Below are 18,114 nucleotides of genomic sequence, written 5' to 3'. Positions count from 1 at the left end.
TCGGAGACCGGTCAGCAAATACGGCTAAAGCGTGGAGCAGCGGCCTGGTTCGCTCGTCTCCCTCCGCCCGCCCCGTCGAAATCCAGTTGAAGAGGGCGCTATGAGCGACAGCGACACCGACGCCTGGGGGCTTGCCACCCTGGGCGTTCGCGCCGGTCACGACCGGACTCCCGAGCAGGAGCACGCCGAGGCGATTTTCCCGACCTCGAGTTTCGTGTTCTCCAGCGCGGCGGAGGCCGCCGAGAAGTTCGCCGAGCGTGAGCCCGGCAATATCTATTCGCGCTTCACCAACCCCACCGTCCGAACCTTCGAGCGCCGCCTCGCGGCGATGGAGGGCGGCGAGTGCGCGCGTGGCACGGCCTCCGGCATGGCGGCCATCCTGTCCACGGTCATGTCGCTGCTGGACAGCGGGGATCACATCGTCGCCTCGGACAGCCTGTTCGGCTCCACCGTCTCGCTGCTTACCAACCACCTGGCGCGGTTCGGCATCGAGACCACCTTCGTCCCCCTCGCGGATACTGAGGCCTGGGCCGCCGCGGTCCAGTCCAACACGCGGATGTTCTTCCTGGAGACGCCCTCCAACCCGCTCACGGAGCTTGCCGACATCCCCGCCGTGGCGGAGATCGCCCACGCCAATCACGCCGTTCTGGTGGTGGACAACTGCTTCTGTACACCGGCGCTCCAGCGACCGCTCGACCTGGGGGCGGACATCGTCGTGCACTCGGCGACCAAGTATCTCGATGGCCAGGGCCGCTGTGTGGGCGGCGCGGTCGTCGGCGATTCCGAACGGGTCGGCCGCAAGGTGCACGGGTTCCTGCGCACTGCCGGGCCGTCGATGAGCCCGTTCAACGCCTGGGTCTTCCTGAAGGGCCTGGAAACACTGGCGGTCCGCATGCGCGCGCACTGCGAGGCCGCCCAGGCGGTTGCAGAGTGGCTGGACGCGCACCCGGCGGTGGCACACGTGTACTATCCGGGGCTTCCCGGGCATTCCCAGCATGCGCTTGCCGCCCGTCAACAGCGGGGTTTCGGCGGAATTGTCTCGTTCGACGTGGTCGGTGGACGCGAGGCGGCGTGGCGAGTGGTCGATGCCACGCGGCTGCTTTCCATTACCGCCAACCTGGGCGATACCCGCTCGACCATCACCCACCCGGCGACCACCACCCATGGCCGAAATACCCAGGCCCAGCGGGACGTCGCGGGCATCGGCGACGGCCTGCTGCGGATGTCGGTGGGCCTGGAGGACGTTGACGACATCAGGGCGGACCTGGATCGCGGGCTCTCCGCCGGGGGGCGGACATGAGTGCATGCGGGGACCTGGAGGCGATGTACCGTGCCGGTATCAGGGCCGTCGCCGGCCGGCCCGCCGTGCGCGAATGGCTGCGGGCCCACCCGCTGTCCGGCCAGTGGCACCTCATCGCGGTCGGCAAGGCCGCCGCCGCCATGACCCTGGGTGCAAGGGACGTTCTCGGTGAGCGCCTGCTCGGCGGGCTGGTCATCACCCGGGAAGGCTATGAAGATCCGGCGCTGGACGGTGTGCCGGGGCTGCGCATGATCAGTTCCGCCCATCCCGTGCCGGATGCGCGTAGCCTCGCCGCCGGTGACGCCGCGGTGACGCTGCTGGAGGAGGCGCCGGCGGACGCCCGCTTCCTCGTGCTGATCTCGGGCGGTGCCTCGGCACTGATGGAGCGCCTGCCCGGCGGCGCCGGCGAGGCGGAGCTTGCGGCCCTCAACCGCCGCATGCTGGCGGGCGGGCTCGCCATCGGCGACATGAACCGGATCCGCCGGCGCTTCTCCACGGTAAAAGGGGGGCGGCTCGGTGTCCGACTCGCCGGGCGAACGGCCTGCCAGCTGATCATCTCCGATGTCCCCGGGGACGACCCGGCGGTGATCGGCTCCGGTCCTTTCGTCGCGGCGCCGGCGTCCGACGCCGGCGCGCTGCCCGAGGGCTACGACGAGCTCATGCCGGTGGCTGACCCGTCGCCGACGCCGGATGACCCCGGACTCGGCGGGCTCGACACCCATCTGGTCGCGACCAATCGCCACGCGGTGGAGGCGGCGGCCGCCGAGGCGCGCCGGCTCGGCTACGCGGTGCACGATCATGCCGACGACCCCCTCGAAGGGGATGCGGTCGCGCTCGGTCACCGTATCGGTGCGGGCCTGCGCGATGCGCCGCCCGGCGTCCATCTGCGCGGTGGTGAGCCCACCGTGGTATTGCCTGAGAATCCCGGCCGGGGCGGGCGTATGCAGGCGCTCGCGCTAGCGGCGGCCTGTGAGCTGGCCGGCAGTGCCGGGACAGGCCTGCTAGCCGGCGGCACGGACGGCGCGGACGGCGCGTCGGAGGCGGCCGGCGCCCTGGTCGACGGGGGCACGCTCAGGCGGGGTGCGGCTTACGGGGCCGATGCCGAGACGGCGCTGAGGCGGGCGGACGCGGGCGGCTTTCTCTCCTGCAGCGGTGATCTCATCGAGACCGGGCCGACGGGCACGAACGTCATGGACCTGGTGATCGGGTTGCGCGAGGCGGAATGACGGCGCGGTCTGCGGATACGGCCCGCCGGCTGCGGGCGTGCCTCGATGAGTCTGATCCCGGAATGAAGGCCGAGGCGGCGAAGGTGCTTCACGCCGACTGGGAAGGTGGGCGGCTGGCGCCGCCGGATGACAGCACGCCGGGGCCCATCGCCGCGCCGGGAAGGCCGCCACGCCCGCAGCTGGTTTCGCCGGCCGACGTGCCGAGACGGCGGCTGGGCAGTGCCGCCGGCCGCGCGGCATTGCTTCATGCGGTGGCACACATCGAATTCAACGCCATCAACCTGGCCCTGGATGCCGCCTACCGTTTCCGGGGCATGCCGGCGGATTACTACGGCGACTGGCTGCGTGTCGCCGCGGATGAGGCACGGCACTTCCGGATGGTCGCGAACCGCCTCGGCGATCTGGGCTACGGCTACGGCGATTTCCCCGCACACAACGGCCTCTGGGAGATGGCGGAGAAGACCGCCCACGACGTCATGGTGCGCATGGCGCTGGTGCCCCGGGTGCTGGAGGCGCGCGGCCTGGACGTCACGCCCGGCATGATCGACCGTCTGGAGCAGGCCGGCGATACCGTCTCGGCCGACATCCTGCGGACGATCCTGGACGAGGAGGTCGCCCATGTGGCGATCGGGTCCCGCTGGTTCACCTGGGCCTGTGCGGGGCGCGGGCTCGATGCCGAGGCGCTTTTCCCCGAGCTGCTGGACACCTACATGCGCGGTGCTCTCCGCGGCCCGTTCAATGTCGACGCACGCCGGGCTGCGGGGTTCTCCGACCGGGAGATCGAGGCCCTGGAACGCGATGCTGACGCGGCGCGGGGCCGCGCATAGCGGGGCGTCTGCCCAGGGGGGTGCGGCGGGATGCTACAGTCGGCGGGCGCCGTCATCGGCCGGCGGCGCCCGCGCGGGAGCAGGCGACACGGGAGCGCTAGCCATGGACGTTGAACTCCTCGAGATCCGCCAGCACATGGGGCGTTTCCCCCCGTTCGACCGGATCTCCGACGACCTCCTGGACGAAGTGGCCGGGCAGGTCGAGGTCGCCTACTACAAGGCGGGTACGCCCATCCTGGAGCTCGATCAGCCGATCGAGCGTCTCTGCTACGTGCGCAGCGGCGCGGTGGAAGTCTACCGCCGCAGCGGGACCCTGTTCGACCGCCTCGGCGAGGGCGACGTCTTCGGGCACTTCAGCCTGTTGCGCAATCACCGCGTGCGCTTCCCGGCGACCGCCCTGGAAGACAGCCTGATCTACTTCATCCCCGAGACAGCGTTCTGGCGGCTGTGCGAATCCGACGACCAGTTCGCCGACTTCGTCGAGCTGGGCCGGCCCCGTCTGGAGGCGGCGGTGGAGGAGCAGCGCAAGAACAACGAGATGATGGTCACCCGGGTCCGCAAGCTCCTGACCCGGGCGCCGCAGATGGTCGAGTCGACCGTGTCCGTACAGCAGGCGGCGCAGCGGATCACCGCCTCCCAGGCCTCGGCGGTGCTGGTGGTGGACGCCGCCGTCGCGGACCCGCGCTATACCTACACCGACCGTGAGGGCCAGCAGTGGCAGGTCCGCGGCATCCTCACCGACAGCGATTTCCGTACCCGGGTGGTGGCGGAGGGGCGCTCGCCGGACACCCCGGTGGGCGAGGTGGTCGGCGACCGGCTGATCGCGATCCAGTCGGACGAGTCCGTCTACGAGGCGATGCTGTGCATGCTCCGCAATAACGTCCACCATCTGCCGGTCGTGCACCGCCGGCGTCCCGTAGGCATTGTTCACCTCTCGGACATCATCCGCTACGAGACCCAGAGCAGCCTCTACCTGGTCGACAGCATCTTCAATCAGCCCACGCCCGTGGGACTCGCGCGGCTGTTGCCGGACGTGCGCGCGGCGCTGGTACGCATGGTCAACGATGGCGCGGACTCGCGAATGATCGGTAGCGCCCTGTCGACGATCGGTCGCAGCTTCACCCGGCGGCTGCTGGAGCTCGCAGAACAGGTGCTCGGGCCGCCGCCCGTGCCTTACTGCTTCATGGTCATGGGCTCGATGGCCCGTGACGAGCAGACCATCGTCAGCGATCAGGACAATGCCCTGGTGCTGAGCGACGACTTCGATCCGGACAGTCACGACGCCTATTTCGAGGCGTTGGCGCGCTACGTGAGCGACGGTCTGGCCGCCTGCGGCTACAGCTACTGCAAGGGCGACATCATGGCGACCAACCCGCGCTGGCGCCAGCCCCTGTCGCAGTGGAAGGCGTACTTCCGGAACTGGATCGACGAGCCGACGCCGGAGCGCCTGCTGCACAGCTCCATCTTTTTCGACCTGGACGCGGTGTACGGTGAGAACCGGTTCGTGGAGGCACTACAGGACCTCGTCGCGGAACGCGCGAAGGGCAACGAACGCTTCCTCGCGGCGATGGCGCGAAACGCGCTCAATCGCACGCCGCCACTCGGTTTCTTCCGCAACTTCGTCATGGAACACGACGGCCGCCACAACAACTCCATCAACCTCAAGCGCCGCGGAACAGCGCCACTGGTGGACCTCATCCGCGTCCACGCGCTCGCGTGCGGCGCCCGCGCGCAGAACTCCTTTGACCGACTGGATCAGATCGGGCGTACCCAGCTTCTGGGTCCGGGCGTGGCGGACCGGCTGCGTTACGCGCTGGAGTTCCTGACGATGTCGCGCATTCGCCACCAGGTGATCGACCTCGAGCAGGAGCGCGAGCCGGACAACAACATCGAGCCGGAAAACGTCCCGGACAGCGAGCGCCACAATCTCAAGGAGGCCTTCCAGGCCCTGAGCAATGCCCAGAAGTTCCTGAAGTTCCGCTACCCGGCGCCGACGCGGGGGCGTTAACCCGTGCGCGGGCGCTGGCGGTCACATAGCCGCTCCGGGGCGAACCAGTGGGGGCCGTACATCGCCGCCCGCGCCGCCGGGTCCCGGGTCCCGGCCCTGGCGCGGTACTATGGCGCCGGCCTGCCGTCGGCGGACACGCCGATCGGGGAGGTGTCCTTCCTGGCCCTGGATATCGAAACCACCGGCCTGGACGAGGCCCGCCACGCCATCGTGAGCGTCGGGGTCGTGCCTTTCGATCTCGACCGCATCCGCCTGGCAGACCGCCACTACTGGGTGGTGCATCCGCCCCGGGCGTTGAGCAGCCTCTCCGTTACCTTCCACCACATTACCCACACGGATATCGAGAACGCGCCGGATTTCGTGGAGGTGCTCCCGTCACTGCTGGAGGCGATGGCCGGCCGCGTGGTGGTCGTGCACTACCGCAACATCGAGCGCTCGTTCCTGGACGCTGCGGCGAAGGCCCGAGTCGGCGAGCACCTGTTGTTCCCCGTGGTCGACACGATGGCCATCGAGGCCCATCGCCACCGGCTGTCCCTGTGGGCCCGTTTCCGGCGGTGGCTGGGCCACCCGCCGGTGTCCATACGCCTCAATGACAGTCGCCAGCGTTACGGCCTGCCGGTTTACCAGGGGCACCACGCTCTGGTGGACGCGCTCGCCACCGCGGAGTTGTTCCAGGCGCAGGTGGCCACCCACCTCCGGCGGGACATGCCCGTGGGTCGACTCTGGAGCTAGGCAGGACGGCCACTCCGGTCACCACCGGTGGAGCGATGGTTTTCCGGGAACGGGATAACGGTGGGGAGGGCGCAGGGGGCGCCGGCGGCGCCCCCTGCGGTTCGGGGCGTCAGCCCCTGGGCTCGTCCTTGAGGCCTACGATGATGGCGTAGCACGCCGCGAGCAGGACCAGTGTGAACGGCAGGCCGGTGGAGATCACCATGGCCTGCAGGGCCTCGGCCCCGCCACCGACGAGCAGTGCGATGGCGATGGCGCCCTCGATGACCGCCCAGAACACACGCTGGGGCTTGGGCGCGTCCACCTTGCCACCGGCGGTGATGGAGTCGATCACGAGCGAGCCGGAGTCCGAGGACGTCACGAAGAACACGATCACCAGGACGATGCCGATGAAGGAGGTGATGGTGGTCAGCGGCATCTGCCCCAGCATCGCGAACAGCTTAAGCTCCAGAGCCGCCTCCTTCACGCCCTGGAAGCCATTGCTGACGAACTGGTCAATCGCCGCGCCACCGAAGGCCGTCATCCACAGCACCGAGATCACGGTCGGCACGAGCAGGACGGCGATGATGAACTCGCGCACGGTGCGGCCGCGGCTTACGCGCGCGATGAACATGCCGACGAAGGGCGACCAGGAGATCCACCAGGCCCAGTAGAAGGAGGTCCAGCCCTCCATGAAGTTCGAATCCTGGCGGCCGAACGGATTCGCCAGTGCCGGCAGGTCCGCGGCGTAGTTCCACAGGTTCTCGAAGAACCCGGAAAGGATCAGCATGGTCGGCCCGACGATGATGATGAACAGCAGCAGCAGGGCGGCAAGCACCATGTTGATCTGCGAGAGCCGCTGCACGCCCTTGTCCACGCCGAGCAGCACGGAGGTCAGCGCGACGCAGGTGATGCCGGTGATCAGCAGCACCATCGTCACCTCGCCACCCGGGATGCCGAACAGGTACTCCAGGCCGGCGGCCGCCTGTTTGGCGCCGAGACCGAGGGAGGTGGCGAGACCGAACAGAGTGGCGAACACCGCGACGATGTCGATAACGTGCCCGGGCCAGCCCCAGACCCGCTCGCCGAGGATCGGGTAGAAGATGGAGCGCATCGTCAGCGGCAGGCCCTTGTTGAACGAGAACAACGCCAGAGCGAGGGCGACGATGGCGTAGATACCCCAGGGGTGCAGGCCCCAATGGAAGATCGTGGCCGCCATGCCGAGGTTCAGAGCTGCCTGCTCGTTGCCCGGTGCACCGCCCAGCGGGGCCCAGTCACTGCCGCTCAGCGACGTGCCGAAGTGCGTCATGGGCTCGGCCACGCCGTAGAACATCAGGCCGATGCCCATGCCGGCGGCGAAGAGCATCGCGAACCAGCCCATGTAGCTGAAGTCGGGCTTCGCGTGCATGCCGCCCAGTCGGACCCGCCCGAGGGGCGTGAATATCAGCACTACGGCGAGTAGGACGAAGATGTTCGCGGAGAACAGGAAGAACCACGCCATGTTGTTGGTCAGCCACGGCCGCAGCGCCGTGAATGCCGGGCCGACCTGGTCCTGCAGCGCGAGCGTGATGATTACGAAGAACAGGATGATCAGCGCGGAGATGCTGAACACCTTGCCGTGCAGGTCGATTTCCAGGCCGAACTTGGTGGTGGCGACGTTGTCCTGCCCGATGACGTAATCGGTATCGATGAGATTGGCCGGCCCCTCCGGTGCGGGCACGCCGACCGAGCCGTTGTCCGGCTCCTGTGCGTTGTTGTCGTTTGACTGCTTATCCACGGTAGTGACCCCTTTCGGAGAAATTGGAGTGGGTGTGGGCCGTCGGTTATCCGTCGCGGTTGTGTACGCGTACGAGGAACACCGACTGTTCCGTGTGCGCGGCGATCCTGTCGCCGTGGGAGGGCATGACGGCGTCGAGATGACGCGGCAGGTGAGTGGCCATGACCACCAGGTCCGCGCCGGTGTCCTCGATCGCCTGGAGAAGGACGTCGTCGAGATCGGCGATCGGATCCGGTGAGGTGATCATGCGTGCGCTCGCCCGCTGGCCGTGATCACCGGCCTGTTCCCGTGCGAACGCCTCGAGCTTCTGCTGGTACTCCTCGGGCGTGCGGGCCACGCTGCCGGGTGTGGTGGCAGTCACGCCCACGTAGCAGACTTCGGCGCCATAGTGACGCGCCAGATCCGAGGCCGTCTTGAGTGCGGGTTGTAGGACTTCCAGGTGTGCCAGGTCCACCGGCACCATGATCTTCGAGTACATTCTGCCTGTCTCCCAGTGCTGCTTTCGACTGTATTGCAAGCGCCTGGAGCCGGCCCGGCTCGGAGTCGGCAGGGCCGTCGGCCCCCGGCTTTTTGGAGGGCCTGCCTCTTCTTTTTCTCGTCACGGTACCTTGGCGTGGCGCGAAGTGCCACGCGTGCGGCATCACCGTACGTCGCGCGGAGTCTACAGACAGACGCGCCGCAGCCCAATGCCGGCGCGCCGGACAGGCGGTCAGGCGCGGCTGACCAGCCAGCTCCGGTGGGGAGGCGGGCGGCGCGGGAAGTCGGCCGGAACGGTCTCGGAGGTGATCTCGCGGGTCACGAGGCCGAGCGTCCCGAGCCGTGGCCCGTCCAGGCTGAAGCGGACGCGGTTGGTGACGAAGTACAGCACTCCCGCGGGGGCGAGCAACGCCGACGCGGCCTCGATCAGCTCGACGTGGTCCCGCTGGATGTCGAGGGACGTGCCGCCGTGGCGTGAACGTGAGACCGACGGCGGATCCAGCAGGACGCGGTCGAAGCGCTCGCCGCGCTCGGCCGCCTCGGTGAGCCATTCCCTGCAGTCGGCCCGGAAGATCCGGTGGGAGGCAGGATCGATACCGTTGAGACCCATGTTGCCGCGTAGCCAGGCAAGGTACGTGCGTGACAGGTCCACGCTGGTGGTGTGAGCACCGGCCATCGCGGCCTGCACGGTGGCGCTGCCCGTATAGCAGTAGAGGTTCAGCACCTGCAGGCCGTCTGCGCCGTCCGCGAGGCGGCGGCGGATCCCGCGGGAGTCCAGGAACAGCCCCGTGTCGAGGCGCTCTGTCAGGTTCACCCGCAGCCGGGCACCGCCTTCGTGAACGATACGCTCCAGCGCGTGCTCGCCCTGGCGCTCGTACTGACTGCCCGTGCGCCGGCGCCGCCGGATCTTGAGTACGACCGCCTCCGGGGCGAGTTCCAGCACCTCGGCGACAGCGGCGATTGCGGCACGCCGCCGCCGCTCGGCCTTGCGCGGGGCGATCTTCTCCGGCGGCGCGTATTCCGCGACGTGGGCGCAGACGCCTTCCTCGCCGTTGTAGACATCCACTGCGAAGGCGTACTCGGGCAGGTCGGCGTCGTAAACGCGAAACGCGTCGACGCCCTCGCGCCGCGCCCAGCGGCGGCGGTGACGGAGGTTCTTGCGCAGCCGGTTGACGAGGTCCGCGGGGGCGTCCGCGGTCGCCGTCCGTTGTGGCGCCGCCGGCTCGGCCGCGAGGGTATAGAGGCCGAGCCGCGCCGGCAGCCGTGCGTTGTGAAAGCGATAGACCCGGTCCGCCCGCAGGCCCAGGGCGGCAAGCAGCTGGGAGTGGCCGGTGAACACCGCCATCCGCCATCCCGGAACGGCGGTGCGCGCCCAGTCCCCCAGGGCCATGTACAGCCGTTCCACCGGCCGGTTGGTCTCCAGGCGCTGGCCCCAGGGCGGATTGGTGATCAGCAGGCCGGCCGTCACGTCGCCGGGGCCAGCCCAGTCCTGCACATCGCCGGTGCGGAACGTGATGCGGCCCTCGAGGCCGGCACGAACGGCGTTCTCGCGGGCGACCCGGATCGCCTCCGGATCGATGTCTCCGGCAAAAAGCGGCGGCAGACGGTGAAGGCCGTCGCGGGCGCGCTCCCGCGCTTCCTCGAGCAGGGCCCGCCAGGTGTCCGCTGGGAACCCCCGCCAGAAGCGGGTGCCAGAGGGCTCGCGATGAAGCCCGGGGGCGATGTCCGCGGCCATCATGGCCGCCTCGACCACCAGTGTGCCGGCCCCGCAGAACGGGTCGGCGAAGGCGCCGCCGCGCTCCGCGACGGCAGGCCAGCCCGCGCGCACGAGCAGCGCGGCGGCGAGGTTCTCCTTGAGCGGCGCCTCGCGGGCGGCGCGACGGTATCCGCGGCGGTGCAGTGCGCCACCGCCGATATCGATGTAGACGCTCGCGTGGGACCCGGACAAGCGGACGTTGCAGCGCAGGGCTTCACCGCCGGGGTTCGCCGTCGGTGCCTCGAGGCCGAGGTCGTGAAAGCGCGCACGTATGCCATCCTTGGTCACGCGGGCGCTGTGCCGGCTGTCGCGCAGCGAGGCGTTATGGCCGGTGAAGTCCACCACGAAAGGCGTGTCCGCCGTGAGGTGCGCTTCCCAGGGCAGGGCGCGCACGCACGCGAGCAGGGCCTGCTCGTCCGCCGCGTCGCCGCTGCCGAGAGTCAGCAATACCCGCGAGGCGAGACGCGACCACAGACACGCCCGCAACGCCGTGGCGACGTCGCCCTGCCAGGTCACGCCGGCACGGGTCTCGCGGGCACCGACGACACCGAGCGCGGTCAGCTCGTCGCGGAGAAGGCCCTCGAGATTGCGGGGAACGGCGGCGAAAAAAGCGTGATCTGTATCGCTCATTCTGTCCCTGTGAAGACGGGTTGGAGACGCGCCCGTGTTGCGAATCGGCCGGTGCGTGACTATACCAGTCGCGTGGCCCGGAACGGGCGCCGACTAGCCAGTCGCGGCATGGCATGGTAGGTTGAAATAAGTGGGCCTTAAGGTTTTCCTGAGTTTTCATAGATGCCGCCTATTGCGTGGACGGGGCAAGATCACGATAGGCGGAGGATGAAAACTAACGGGATTTCCCACGTCCGGCCCGGCCGCGGTCGCTTTGCGGCGGTTATCCGGACGCGCTTGCGTGCTGATCGATCAAGATGAACTGAAAGCAGACGAAGGGCTACACTCCGCATGACTGACAAGATAGTCGTCGAGGATCTCTACAAGGTCTTCGGCCCCGATCCGGATGAGGCGCTACGCCTTCTGGAGCAGGGGCTCAACAAGGACGAGATCTTCGAAAAAACCGGCAACACGGTCGGCGTCCAGCAGGCCAGCTTCTCTATCCAGGAAGGTGAGATATTCGTGATTATGGGGCTGTCCGGTTCGGGCAAGTCGACCATGGTGCGCATGCTCAACCGCCTCATCGAGCCCACGCGGGGCAGTGTCTACATAGACGGCCAGGACGTGACGTCGATGAGCAAGTCGGAGCTGATCAACCTGCGCCGCCATGACATGAGCATGGTGTTCCAGTCTTTCGCGCTGATGCCGCACCGGACTGTCCTCGAGAACGCCGCCTTCGGCCTGGAGGTTGCGGGTACCGAGCGTGGCGAGCGCGAGAACAAGGCGCTGGAGGCGCTCGAGCAGGTGGGCCTGAAGGCCAACGCCAACAGCTACCCGGACGAGCTCTCCGGCGGCATGCAGCAGCGCGTTGGCCTTGCCCGCGCGCTGGCCGTGGGGCCGTCGATCATGCTCATGGACGAGGCGTTCTCGGCACTCGACCCGCTGATCCGCACGGAGATGCAGGACGAGCTGCTGGCGCTGCAGCAGAAGCACAAGCGCACCGTGGTGTTCATCTCCCACGACCTGGATGAGGCCATGCGCATCGGTGATCGCATCGCCATCATGCAGGGCGGCTTCGTGGTGCAGGTCGGCACCCCCGAGGAGATCGTGAGCAACCCGGCAAACGACTACGTCCGCTCGTTCTTCTATGGGGTGGACGTCAGCCAGGTCTACACCGCCGGCGACATCGCCAACCGTAAGCAGGTCACGGTCATCGAGCGCCCGGGGATGAGCGTCAATGCGGCGCTGGAGCGCATGCGCCAGCACGACCGCGACGTCGCGGTCGTGATCGACCGGGGTCGCCAGTACCAGGGCACGGTGAGCATGGACTCGCTGAACGCCCTGCTCGACAAGGGTGGCGAGCCCGAGTACGCGGACGCGTTCCTCGAGGAGGTCGAACCCATACCGGACGACACGCCCATGCAGGAGGTCGTCGGCAAGGTGGCGGGCAGCCGCTGGCCGCTGCCGGTGGTGGATGCTGACGGCAAGTACCTTGGGAGCATCTCCAAGACCTCCATTCTGCGGACGCTGGACCGGACGGGGTAATCAGACATGGCGAGTATCTTCCCAGACAACTACCAGCTACCGATCGGCGAGTACGTCGAGCTCGGCGTCGACTGGGTCCAGAACAACCTCACCGGCATGCTGGACGGCATCGCGGCGGTGATCGGGTTCGTCGCGGACGGTCTCGAGGGGATCCTGAGTTTCCTGCCGCCGGAGGTGCTGGCGCTGATCATCGTCGGCATCGCCTTCTGGCGCGTGGGCTGGCGTTTCGGGGTGTTCGCCCTGCTCGCGATGCTGGTCATCCTGGGCATGAACCTGTGGGACGAAACCGTGCAGACGCTGGCGCTGGTGCTCGCTTCGAGCTTCGTGGCGCTGGTCGTCGGGATACCTGTGGGGATCTGGATGGCGCGCAACGAGATCGTCGAGCATATCGTGCGCCCGATACTGGACTTCATGCAGACGATGCCGGCATTCGTGTATCTCATCCCCGCGGCGATCTTCTTCGGCCTCGGGAAGGTGCCGGGCACCATCGCCACGGTGATCTTCGCGATGCCGCCGGTGGTGCGTCTGACCAACCTCGGTATCCGGCAGGTGAGCAAGGAGAAGGTCGAGGCGGGGCTCGCGTTCGGCTGTACCGACCGGCAGCTGCTGTTCAAGGTTCAGGTGCCGCTGGCGATGCCCTCGATCATGGCGGGCATCAACCAGACCATCATGCTGGCGCTGTCGATGGTGGTCATCGCCTCGATGATCGGTGCCGGCGGCCTTGGCAACACGGTGCTTACCGGTATACAGCGCCTGAATGTGGGGCTCGGTTTCGAGGGCGGGCTCGGCGTGGTCATCCTCGCCATCCTGCTTGACCGTATCACCCAGAGTTTCGGGCAGCGCTCGCGCAAGTAGCGGGCGCCGCCAGTCGGCAATCGGCGCCGTTCGCTCGTACGAATAGGCGTCGACTAATGTAGCAACAGAGGAGAGCAGAACATGCTCGGAAAGACCTCGAAAATCGTACTGTCCGCAGTCCTCGGACTCGGCATGGTTACCGGCGCCCAGGCGCAGTCCAACGAGCCGGTGCGCATCGGCTGGACCGCCTGGTCCGACGCGGAGTTCGTGACCAAGCTGGCCTCGAACCTCATCGAGAATCGCCTCGACCGCGACGTCGAGCTGGTTCAGACCGATATCGCCCCGCAGTACCAGGGTGTCGCCAACGGCGATATCGACGTGATGCTCATGTCCTGGCAGCCGGGCACGCACGCGGACTACCTGGACAAGGTCAACAGCGACGGCGTCAAGGCGATCAACCTGGGTCTGCTGTACGGCTATGCGCGTCTGGGCTGGGCGGTGCCGAATTACATCCCGAAGAGCGAGCTCAACTCCATCGAGGATCTCAAGAAGGACAGCGTCCGCGAGAAGCTCGACGGGACCATCACGGGTATCGACCCGGGTGCCGGCCTGACGCGCCTGTCGAAGAAGACGATCGAGGATTACGGCCTCGATGACTACAACCTGCAGACCTCCAGTGGTGCCGGCATGACCGCGGCCCTGGATCGCGCGGTCAAGCGTGACAACTGGATCGTCGTGACCGCCTGGAGCCCGCACTGGCTGTTCGGCGCCTACGACATGCGTTATCTGAAGGACCCGAAGGGCACGCTCGGCAGCTACGAGCGGATCCACGCGTTCGCGAACGTGGGCTTCTACCAGCGTGACCCCGAGGTCGCGATGTTCCTCTCGCGCATGCAGATCCCGCTGGACGAGCTCGAGGCGGCGATGTACGACGCGCAGCAGACCTCCTACGAGAAGGCGGTGCAGAAGTACATCGACAACAACAAGGCCCGGGTCGACTACTGGGTCACCGGCGACGTCAAGTAAGTACGTCCCGGTCCGCAGGGCTCCGCGCGACGGGGCCCGCTGTAAACCCCCGCCTTCGGGCGGGGGTTTTTTCGTGTGCGGCCACCGTCCGCGCCGTCATGACGGTAGGCGGCGCCCGCCAGCGCGCATTAGAATGCGGCTTTCCGGGGCGGAGGGCCCCAGCCAACAGGGAGAACCTGGCAATGGTAACCGCAATCGTCCTGCTCAACGCCGCCCGTGGTCGTGTCAACGAGGTCGCCGGCACCCTTGCCGATATCGACGGCATCTCCGAGGTGTACTCCGTCGGTGGCCGCTACGATCTCGTTGTTATCATCCGTGTGCCCAGCAATGAGGCGCTTGCCGAACTGGTCACCGAACGTATGCAGACCCTCTCCGACATCGAGGAGACCGAGACGCTGATCGCTTTCCGCGCCCAGAGCCGTCACGACCTGGAGAGCATGTTCAGCATCGGCCTGTGAGTGCGGACCGGCTGCCGGGGGATGACGGGGCGGCGCTGTGACGCAGCAATACAGGAGACGGCATGCTGTTTGAACGCTTTCGACGGCCCCGCTGGGCGCACCGGGATCCGGAGGTGCGCCGCGCGGCGGTAATCGCGCTCGATATCGCGGATGAGGAACAGGGCGGAACGCTTGCCCGTCTGGCGGAGGACGATCCGGATGCGGGCGTCCGTGCCGCGGCGGTGCGACGACTGGATGACCTGGCGCTGCTCGAGCGCGCCCTTGATGGCGACCCGGAGGCGCCGGTGCGGGAATGCGCCCGGGCACGCTACTGTCAGCTGCTGACCGGGGGCGACACCCTGTCCATGGCGCACCGGGAGTCCGCGCTGCAGGCCTGCGCGGATCCCCAGATCGTCGCTCACGTGGCGCGCGGGGCGCGTGAAGAAGGTCTTCGGCGTCTTGCCCTGGAAAGGACGACGGACCCCGGCGTGCTGGCGGAGGCGGCACTCCACGATCCGGTCGCTCGCCTGCGCCAACTGGCGCTGGAGCGGATCGACGACGAGCCCACGCTCCGTGAGATCGCCGACCGTGGCCGGGCGCTGGACCGCCGCATAGTGCGCCTGGCGCGTCAGCGCCTGGACGCAATCATGGAGGCACGGGAGGCCGAGCGGGATGCCCGCGCGGTACTGGAGGACCTGTGCCGGCGCCTGGAGGGGCTCGCCGAGGTGCCGGCCGGACGGGAAACGGCCGCCGAGCGCGAGCGTATCGGAAACCGCTATGACGCACTGCCGCCGCTTGATGTCCCCGATCTGATTGAGCGCTTTGAGCGGGCGTGGGCGGCGATCGGCGAAGCGCTTGAGCGGGCGGGCCGTGAGGCGGCCGCCGGCGACGCGGAAGCGCCTCCTGCCGGGGCCGCGGCGAACGCGCCGGCAGCGGTGGGTGCCGGCGAGGTGATGGCGGAGCTGGAGGCCGCGGGTGCGCCGTCCATGGAACGGCTCAACCGCCTGGAACGGGCGGTCGGGGAAGGACGATACGCTGACGGCGACGAGGCCCGGCGGGCACGCCTGTGGCTCGAGGCCGGCCGGCGTTACGTAACGCTGGCCGAGCGGCTCTCCGATCCAGGCGGCGACCTCCATTCGCTCACCGAGCTGGCTGAGCGGCTGAATTGGCCGGAAGAGCTGCCGTCACCTCCGGAGGTGACGGCGCTGCACGGGGCGATCCGGGAACGCCGGCAGGCGGCGGACGAGGCGCGTAAGGACGAGCGCGCGGACAACGAACGCTCGGCCGCGCTGGAGGCCCTGGACGCGGCGCTGGACGCCGCCGACGAGGCGTTGTCCGCCGGTGAACTGCGTCGTTCGCGCCGGGCGGTGGGGCAGGTCCGCCGCGCACTCGAGGACGTTCCGGGGTCGCTGGATCCCGGCCGCGACCGCCGGGTCGCAAGGGTCCGGGCACGTCTGGCCGAGCTGCGCGACTGGCGCCACTTCGCGGTCGCGCCCAAGCAGGAAGGCCTGTGCGAGGCAATGGAAGCCCTCGGTCAGGGTGACGGCCTGGAGCCGGAGGCGCGCCTGGCCCGTATAGGCGAGCTGTTCGAGGAATGGAAGGCCACTGGGGGATCCGATTCCGCCGGCACACGTGCGCTGTGGCAGCGCTTTCAGACCGCCGCGGAGCAGGCGCGGGAGAGTTGCCGGGAATGGCAGGAGGCCGAAGCGGCACGGCGTGAGGCCAATCGTGAAGGCCGGCAGACGGTGTGCGGCCAGCTCGAACGGTTCCTCGACGAGACCGACACGGACACGCTGGCACTCGCGGAGCTGGAACGGATCCGCCGAACGGCCCGTGATGACTGGCGGGGCTTCGCGCCCGTGGATCGCCGCGGTACCCGCGGTCTGACCCGCCGTTTCGAGGGATTGATGAACACGCTCTCCGAGCGGATCGATGCGCGGCGCGAGCAGGCCCGCGAGGCGAAGACGGCACTCGTCGCGGAGGCGGAAGCCTTGGCCGAGGCGGATGATCCCGAGCGTGCCGCTGAGCACGCCAAGGCCCTCCAGGAACGGTGGAAGGCCTCGGAATCGGCACGGCCGAAGGACGAGCGCGCGCTCTGGCGGGCCTTTCGTGCCGCGTGTGACCGGATCTTCGAGCGGCGGGACGCCGCGCGCCGCACGCGCCGTGCGGAAGGTGACGACCGGATTGCCCAGGGGGAGCGCGTCTGCGAGGCGGTGGAGGCACTGATCCCGTCCGAAGGGGGAGAGCGGCCCGCCGACGGAGAAATCGCGGCCGCCGTGGCGGATGCCCGCGCGCGGCTGGAGGCCGCCGGTCTTCCGGACAGCCGTCGCGGTCACGGTGTGCGACGCCGCTTCGAGCGGGCCTGTGCGACGCTCGACGCCCTCGCCGGCGAGCAGCGGGCGCAGGCGCGCGTTGCGTTGCTGCCGCGGCTTGAGGCGGTCCTGGATGGTACCGGGCACACTGACGCCCTGGAAGGACTACCGGAGGACGAACCGCTGCTGGAGCCGTTGCGCGAGGCGGTGGCCGGGCGTCTGGCCCCGCAGCCGCCGGCACCCCACGACGACCCGTCCCAGCGTGACCTGTGTCTGCGCATGGAGATCCTGGCGGGGCTGGGGTCGCCGGAAGCGGATCGGCGCCGGCGCATGGAGCTCCAGGTGGAGCGGCTCTCCGACGGCTTCGGGGCGGGGACGGACGAGCGTCCGCGAGAGGCGCGGATCTGGGCGCTGGTCGCCGAGTGGTATGCGCGCCCGGCGACGGATCCCGCGCTCCAGGCCCGCTTCCGCCGGGCGGCGGAGGCCGCGGTCAGGTCACTCGCTGAGGGGCAGCCCGCTTAGCGCGTACTCGCCCCGGTGCCAGCGCAATACGCTGCCCTGGTCGAACCAGTCGCCGAGCACGATGCGTTCGGCAGGGGCGCCGTCGAGCTCGAAGCGGTGCACTGCCGGCCGGTGAGTATGGCCGTGGACCAGCCGCTGTACGCCATGATCCCGCATGGTCGCGGCCACGGCGGCGTCGTTGACATCCATGATGGTGTCGTCGAGGCGCTGGTTGCGCTCGCTGCTCTGCGAGCGCGCCTCCGCGGCGTAGGTCTTGCGCTCATCGATGGAGCGGGCGAGGAACTGCCGTTGCCACTCTGGGTCGCGGACCATGGCGCGGAAACGCTGATAATCCGCGTCATCCGTGCACAGGGCGTCGCCATGGGCGAGGAGCACCGGCTCGCCGTCGATCTCGATCGTGCAGGGGTCTGCGAGCATTCCGGCACCGGTCATGCGTGCGAACGTCTCGCCCAGGAGGAAGTCACGATTCCCGCGCATCACCCGCACTGGCACGCGGTGTTCCACCAGGGCGCGCATCGCCGCGATGACCGGCTCGTCGGCGCTGACCGCGTCATCCCCGATCCAGGCCTCGAACAGGTCGCCAAGGATGTAGAGGGCCCCGGCGTTGCGCGCCTCCCCCGCGAGGAAGTCCAGGAACAGGCGCACGATTGCCGGCCGTGCGGGATCCAGGTGCAGATCGGAGATGAACAGGATGGGCGCGTCGTGACTGTCGTGCTGTGGCCGCGTCATGCTTGACCTCTGTTGCCGGTTTCGACCGCGTGGGTACTGGCGCGTGACCGGTTCTCTTGT

General features: G+C 68.6%; 14 protein-coding genes. 10 read left to right on the top strand and 4 right to left on the bottom strand.

Annotated features, from left to right (window positions below; genetic code table 11):
* Positions 1–100: 100 nt before the first annotated feature.
* The 5 genes from C516_RS0103320 to C516_RS0103300 all read left to right on the top strand — a co-directional run bounded on the left by C516_RS0103320 (position 101) and on the right by C516_RS0103300 (position 6,093).
* Positions 101–1,300 (top strand): O-succinylhomoserine sulfhydrylase, encoded by a 1,200-nt coding sequence (locus C516_RS0103320; protein ID WP_018716946.1) that lies wholly within the window; start codon positions 101–103, stop codon positions 1,298–1,300.
* The gene (locus C516_RS18415) at positions 1,297–2,526 is read left to right on the top strand and encodes a glycerate kinase type-2 family protein (RefSeq protein WP_040409168.1); all 1,230 of its coding nucleotides are present in this window, start codon (positions 1,297–1,299) and stop codon (positions 2,524–2,526) included. The genes C516_RS0103320 and C516_RS18415 overlap by 4 nt, the downstream gene beginning before the upstream one ends.
* Positions 2,523–3,353 carry a ferritin-like domain-containing protein gene (locus C516_RS0103310; protein WP_156831109.1) on the top strand — a complete coding sequence of 277 codons (831 nt, stop codon included), beginning with the start codon at positions 2,523–2,525 and terminating at the stop codon, positions 3,351–3,353. The genes C516_RS18415 and C516_RS0103310 overlap by 4 nt, the downstream gene beginning before the upstream one ends.
* Positions 3,354–3,456: 103 nt before the next feature.
* Positions 3,457–5,361: a DUF294 nucleotidyltransferase-like domain-containing protein gene (locus C516_RS0103305; RefSeq protein WP_018716943.1), complete on the top strand. Its 1,905-nt coding sequence runs from the start codon at positions 3,457–3,459 to the stop codon at positions 5,359–5,361.
* 3 nt (positions 5,362–5,364) lie between these two features.
* Positions 5,365–6,093, top strand: a complete 729-nt coding sequence (locus C516_RS0103300) for a 3'-5' exonuclease (protein ID WP_018716942.1) — start codon at positions 5,365–5,367, stop codon at positions 6,091–6,093.
* Between the two features lie 109 nt (positions 6,094–6,202).
* Here the strand turns inward: C516_RS0103300 and C516_RS0103295 are convergent, their stop codons facing one another.
* The 3 genes from C516_RS0103295 to rlmKL form a co-directional block, all read right to left on the bottom strand.
* Positions 6,203–7,846, bottom strand: a complete 1,644-nt coding sequence (locus C516_RS0103295) for a BCCT family transporter (protein ID WP_018716941.1) — start codon at positions 7,844–7,846, stop codon at positions 6,203–6,205.
* Between the two features lie 46 nt (positions 7,847–7,892).
* On the bottom strand, positions 7,893–8,324 hold the full coding sequence (locus C516_RS0103290) for a universal stress protein (protein ID WP_018716940.1): 432 nt from the start codon (positions 8,322–8,324) through the stop codon (positions 7,893–7,895).
* Between the two features lie 231 nt (positions 8,325–8,555).
* Positions 8,556–10,709: a bifunctional 23S rRNA (guanine(2069)-N(7))-methyltransferase RlmK/23S rRNA (guanine(2445)-N(2))-methyltransferase RlmL gene (rlmKL, locus tag C516_RS0103285; RefSeq protein WP_018716939.1), complete on the bottom strand. Its 2,154-nt coding sequence runs from the start codon at positions 10,707–10,709 to the stop codon at positions 8,556–8,558.
* Between the two features lie 330 nt (positions 10,710–11,039).
* Here rlmKL and proV point away from each other — a divergent pair, with 330 nt between their 5' ends.
* The 5 genes from proV to C516_RS0103260 all read left to right on the top strand — a co-directional run bounded on the left by proV (position 11,040) and on the right by C516_RS0103260 (position 17,325).
* Positions 11,040–12,233: a glycine betaine/L-proline ABC transporter ATP-binding protein ProV gene (gene proV, locus C516_RS0103280; protein WP_018716938.1), complete on the top strand. Its 1,194-nt coding sequence runs from the start codon at positions 11,040–11,042 to the stop codon at positions 12,231–12,233.
* Positions 12,234–12,239: 6 nt separating this feature from the next.
* Positions 12,240–13,088, top strand: a complete 849-nt coding sequence (locus C516_RS0103275; RefSeq protein ID WP_018716937.1) for an ABC transporter permease — start codon at positions 12,240–12,242, stop codon at positions 13,086–13,088.
* Between the two features lie 81 nt (positions 13,089–13,169).
* Positions 13,170–14,054: a glycine betaine ABC transporter substrate-binding protein gene (locus tag C516_RS0103270; protein ID WP_018716936.1), complete on the top strand. Its 885-nt coding sequence runs from the start codon at positions 13,170–13,172 to the stop codon at positions 14,052–14,054.
* 182 nt (positions 14,055–14,236) lie between these two features.
* Positions 14,237–14,512 (top strand): Lrp/AsnC family transcriptional regulator, encoded by a 276-nt coding sequence (locus tag C516_RS0103265; RefSeq protein ID WP_018716935.1) that lies wholly within the window; start codon positions 14,237–14,239, stop codon positions 14,510–14,512.
* A gap of 62 nt (positions 14,513–14,574) precedes the next feature.
* Positions 14,575–17,325: a DUF349 domain-containing protein gene (locus C516_RS0103260; RefSeq protein WP_018716934.1), complete on the top strand. Its 2,751-nt coding sequence runs from the start codon at positions 14,575–14,577 to the stop codon at positions 17,323–17,325.
* On the opposite strand, the gene C516_RS0103255 is transcribed toward C516_RS0103260, so the two are convergent.
* On the bottom strand, positions 17,299–18,054 hold the full coding sequence (locus C516_RS0103255) for a UDP-2,3-diacylglucosamine diphosphatase (RefSeq protein ID WP_018716933.1): 756 nt from the start codon (positions 18,052–18,054) through the stop codon (positions 17,299–17,301). The genes C516_RS0103260 and C516_RS0103255 overlap by 27 nt on opposite strands.
* Between the last annotated feature and the right edge of the window lie 60 nt (positions 18,055–18,114).

This window comes from Arhodomonas aquaeolei DSM 8974 (assembly GCF_000374645.1).
Lineage (GTDB): Bacteria > Pseudomonadota > Gammaproteobacteria > Nitrococcales > Nitrococcaceae > Arhodomonas > Arhodomonas aquaeolei.
This window is presented reverse-complemented; position numbering and strand designations above follow the sequence as displayed.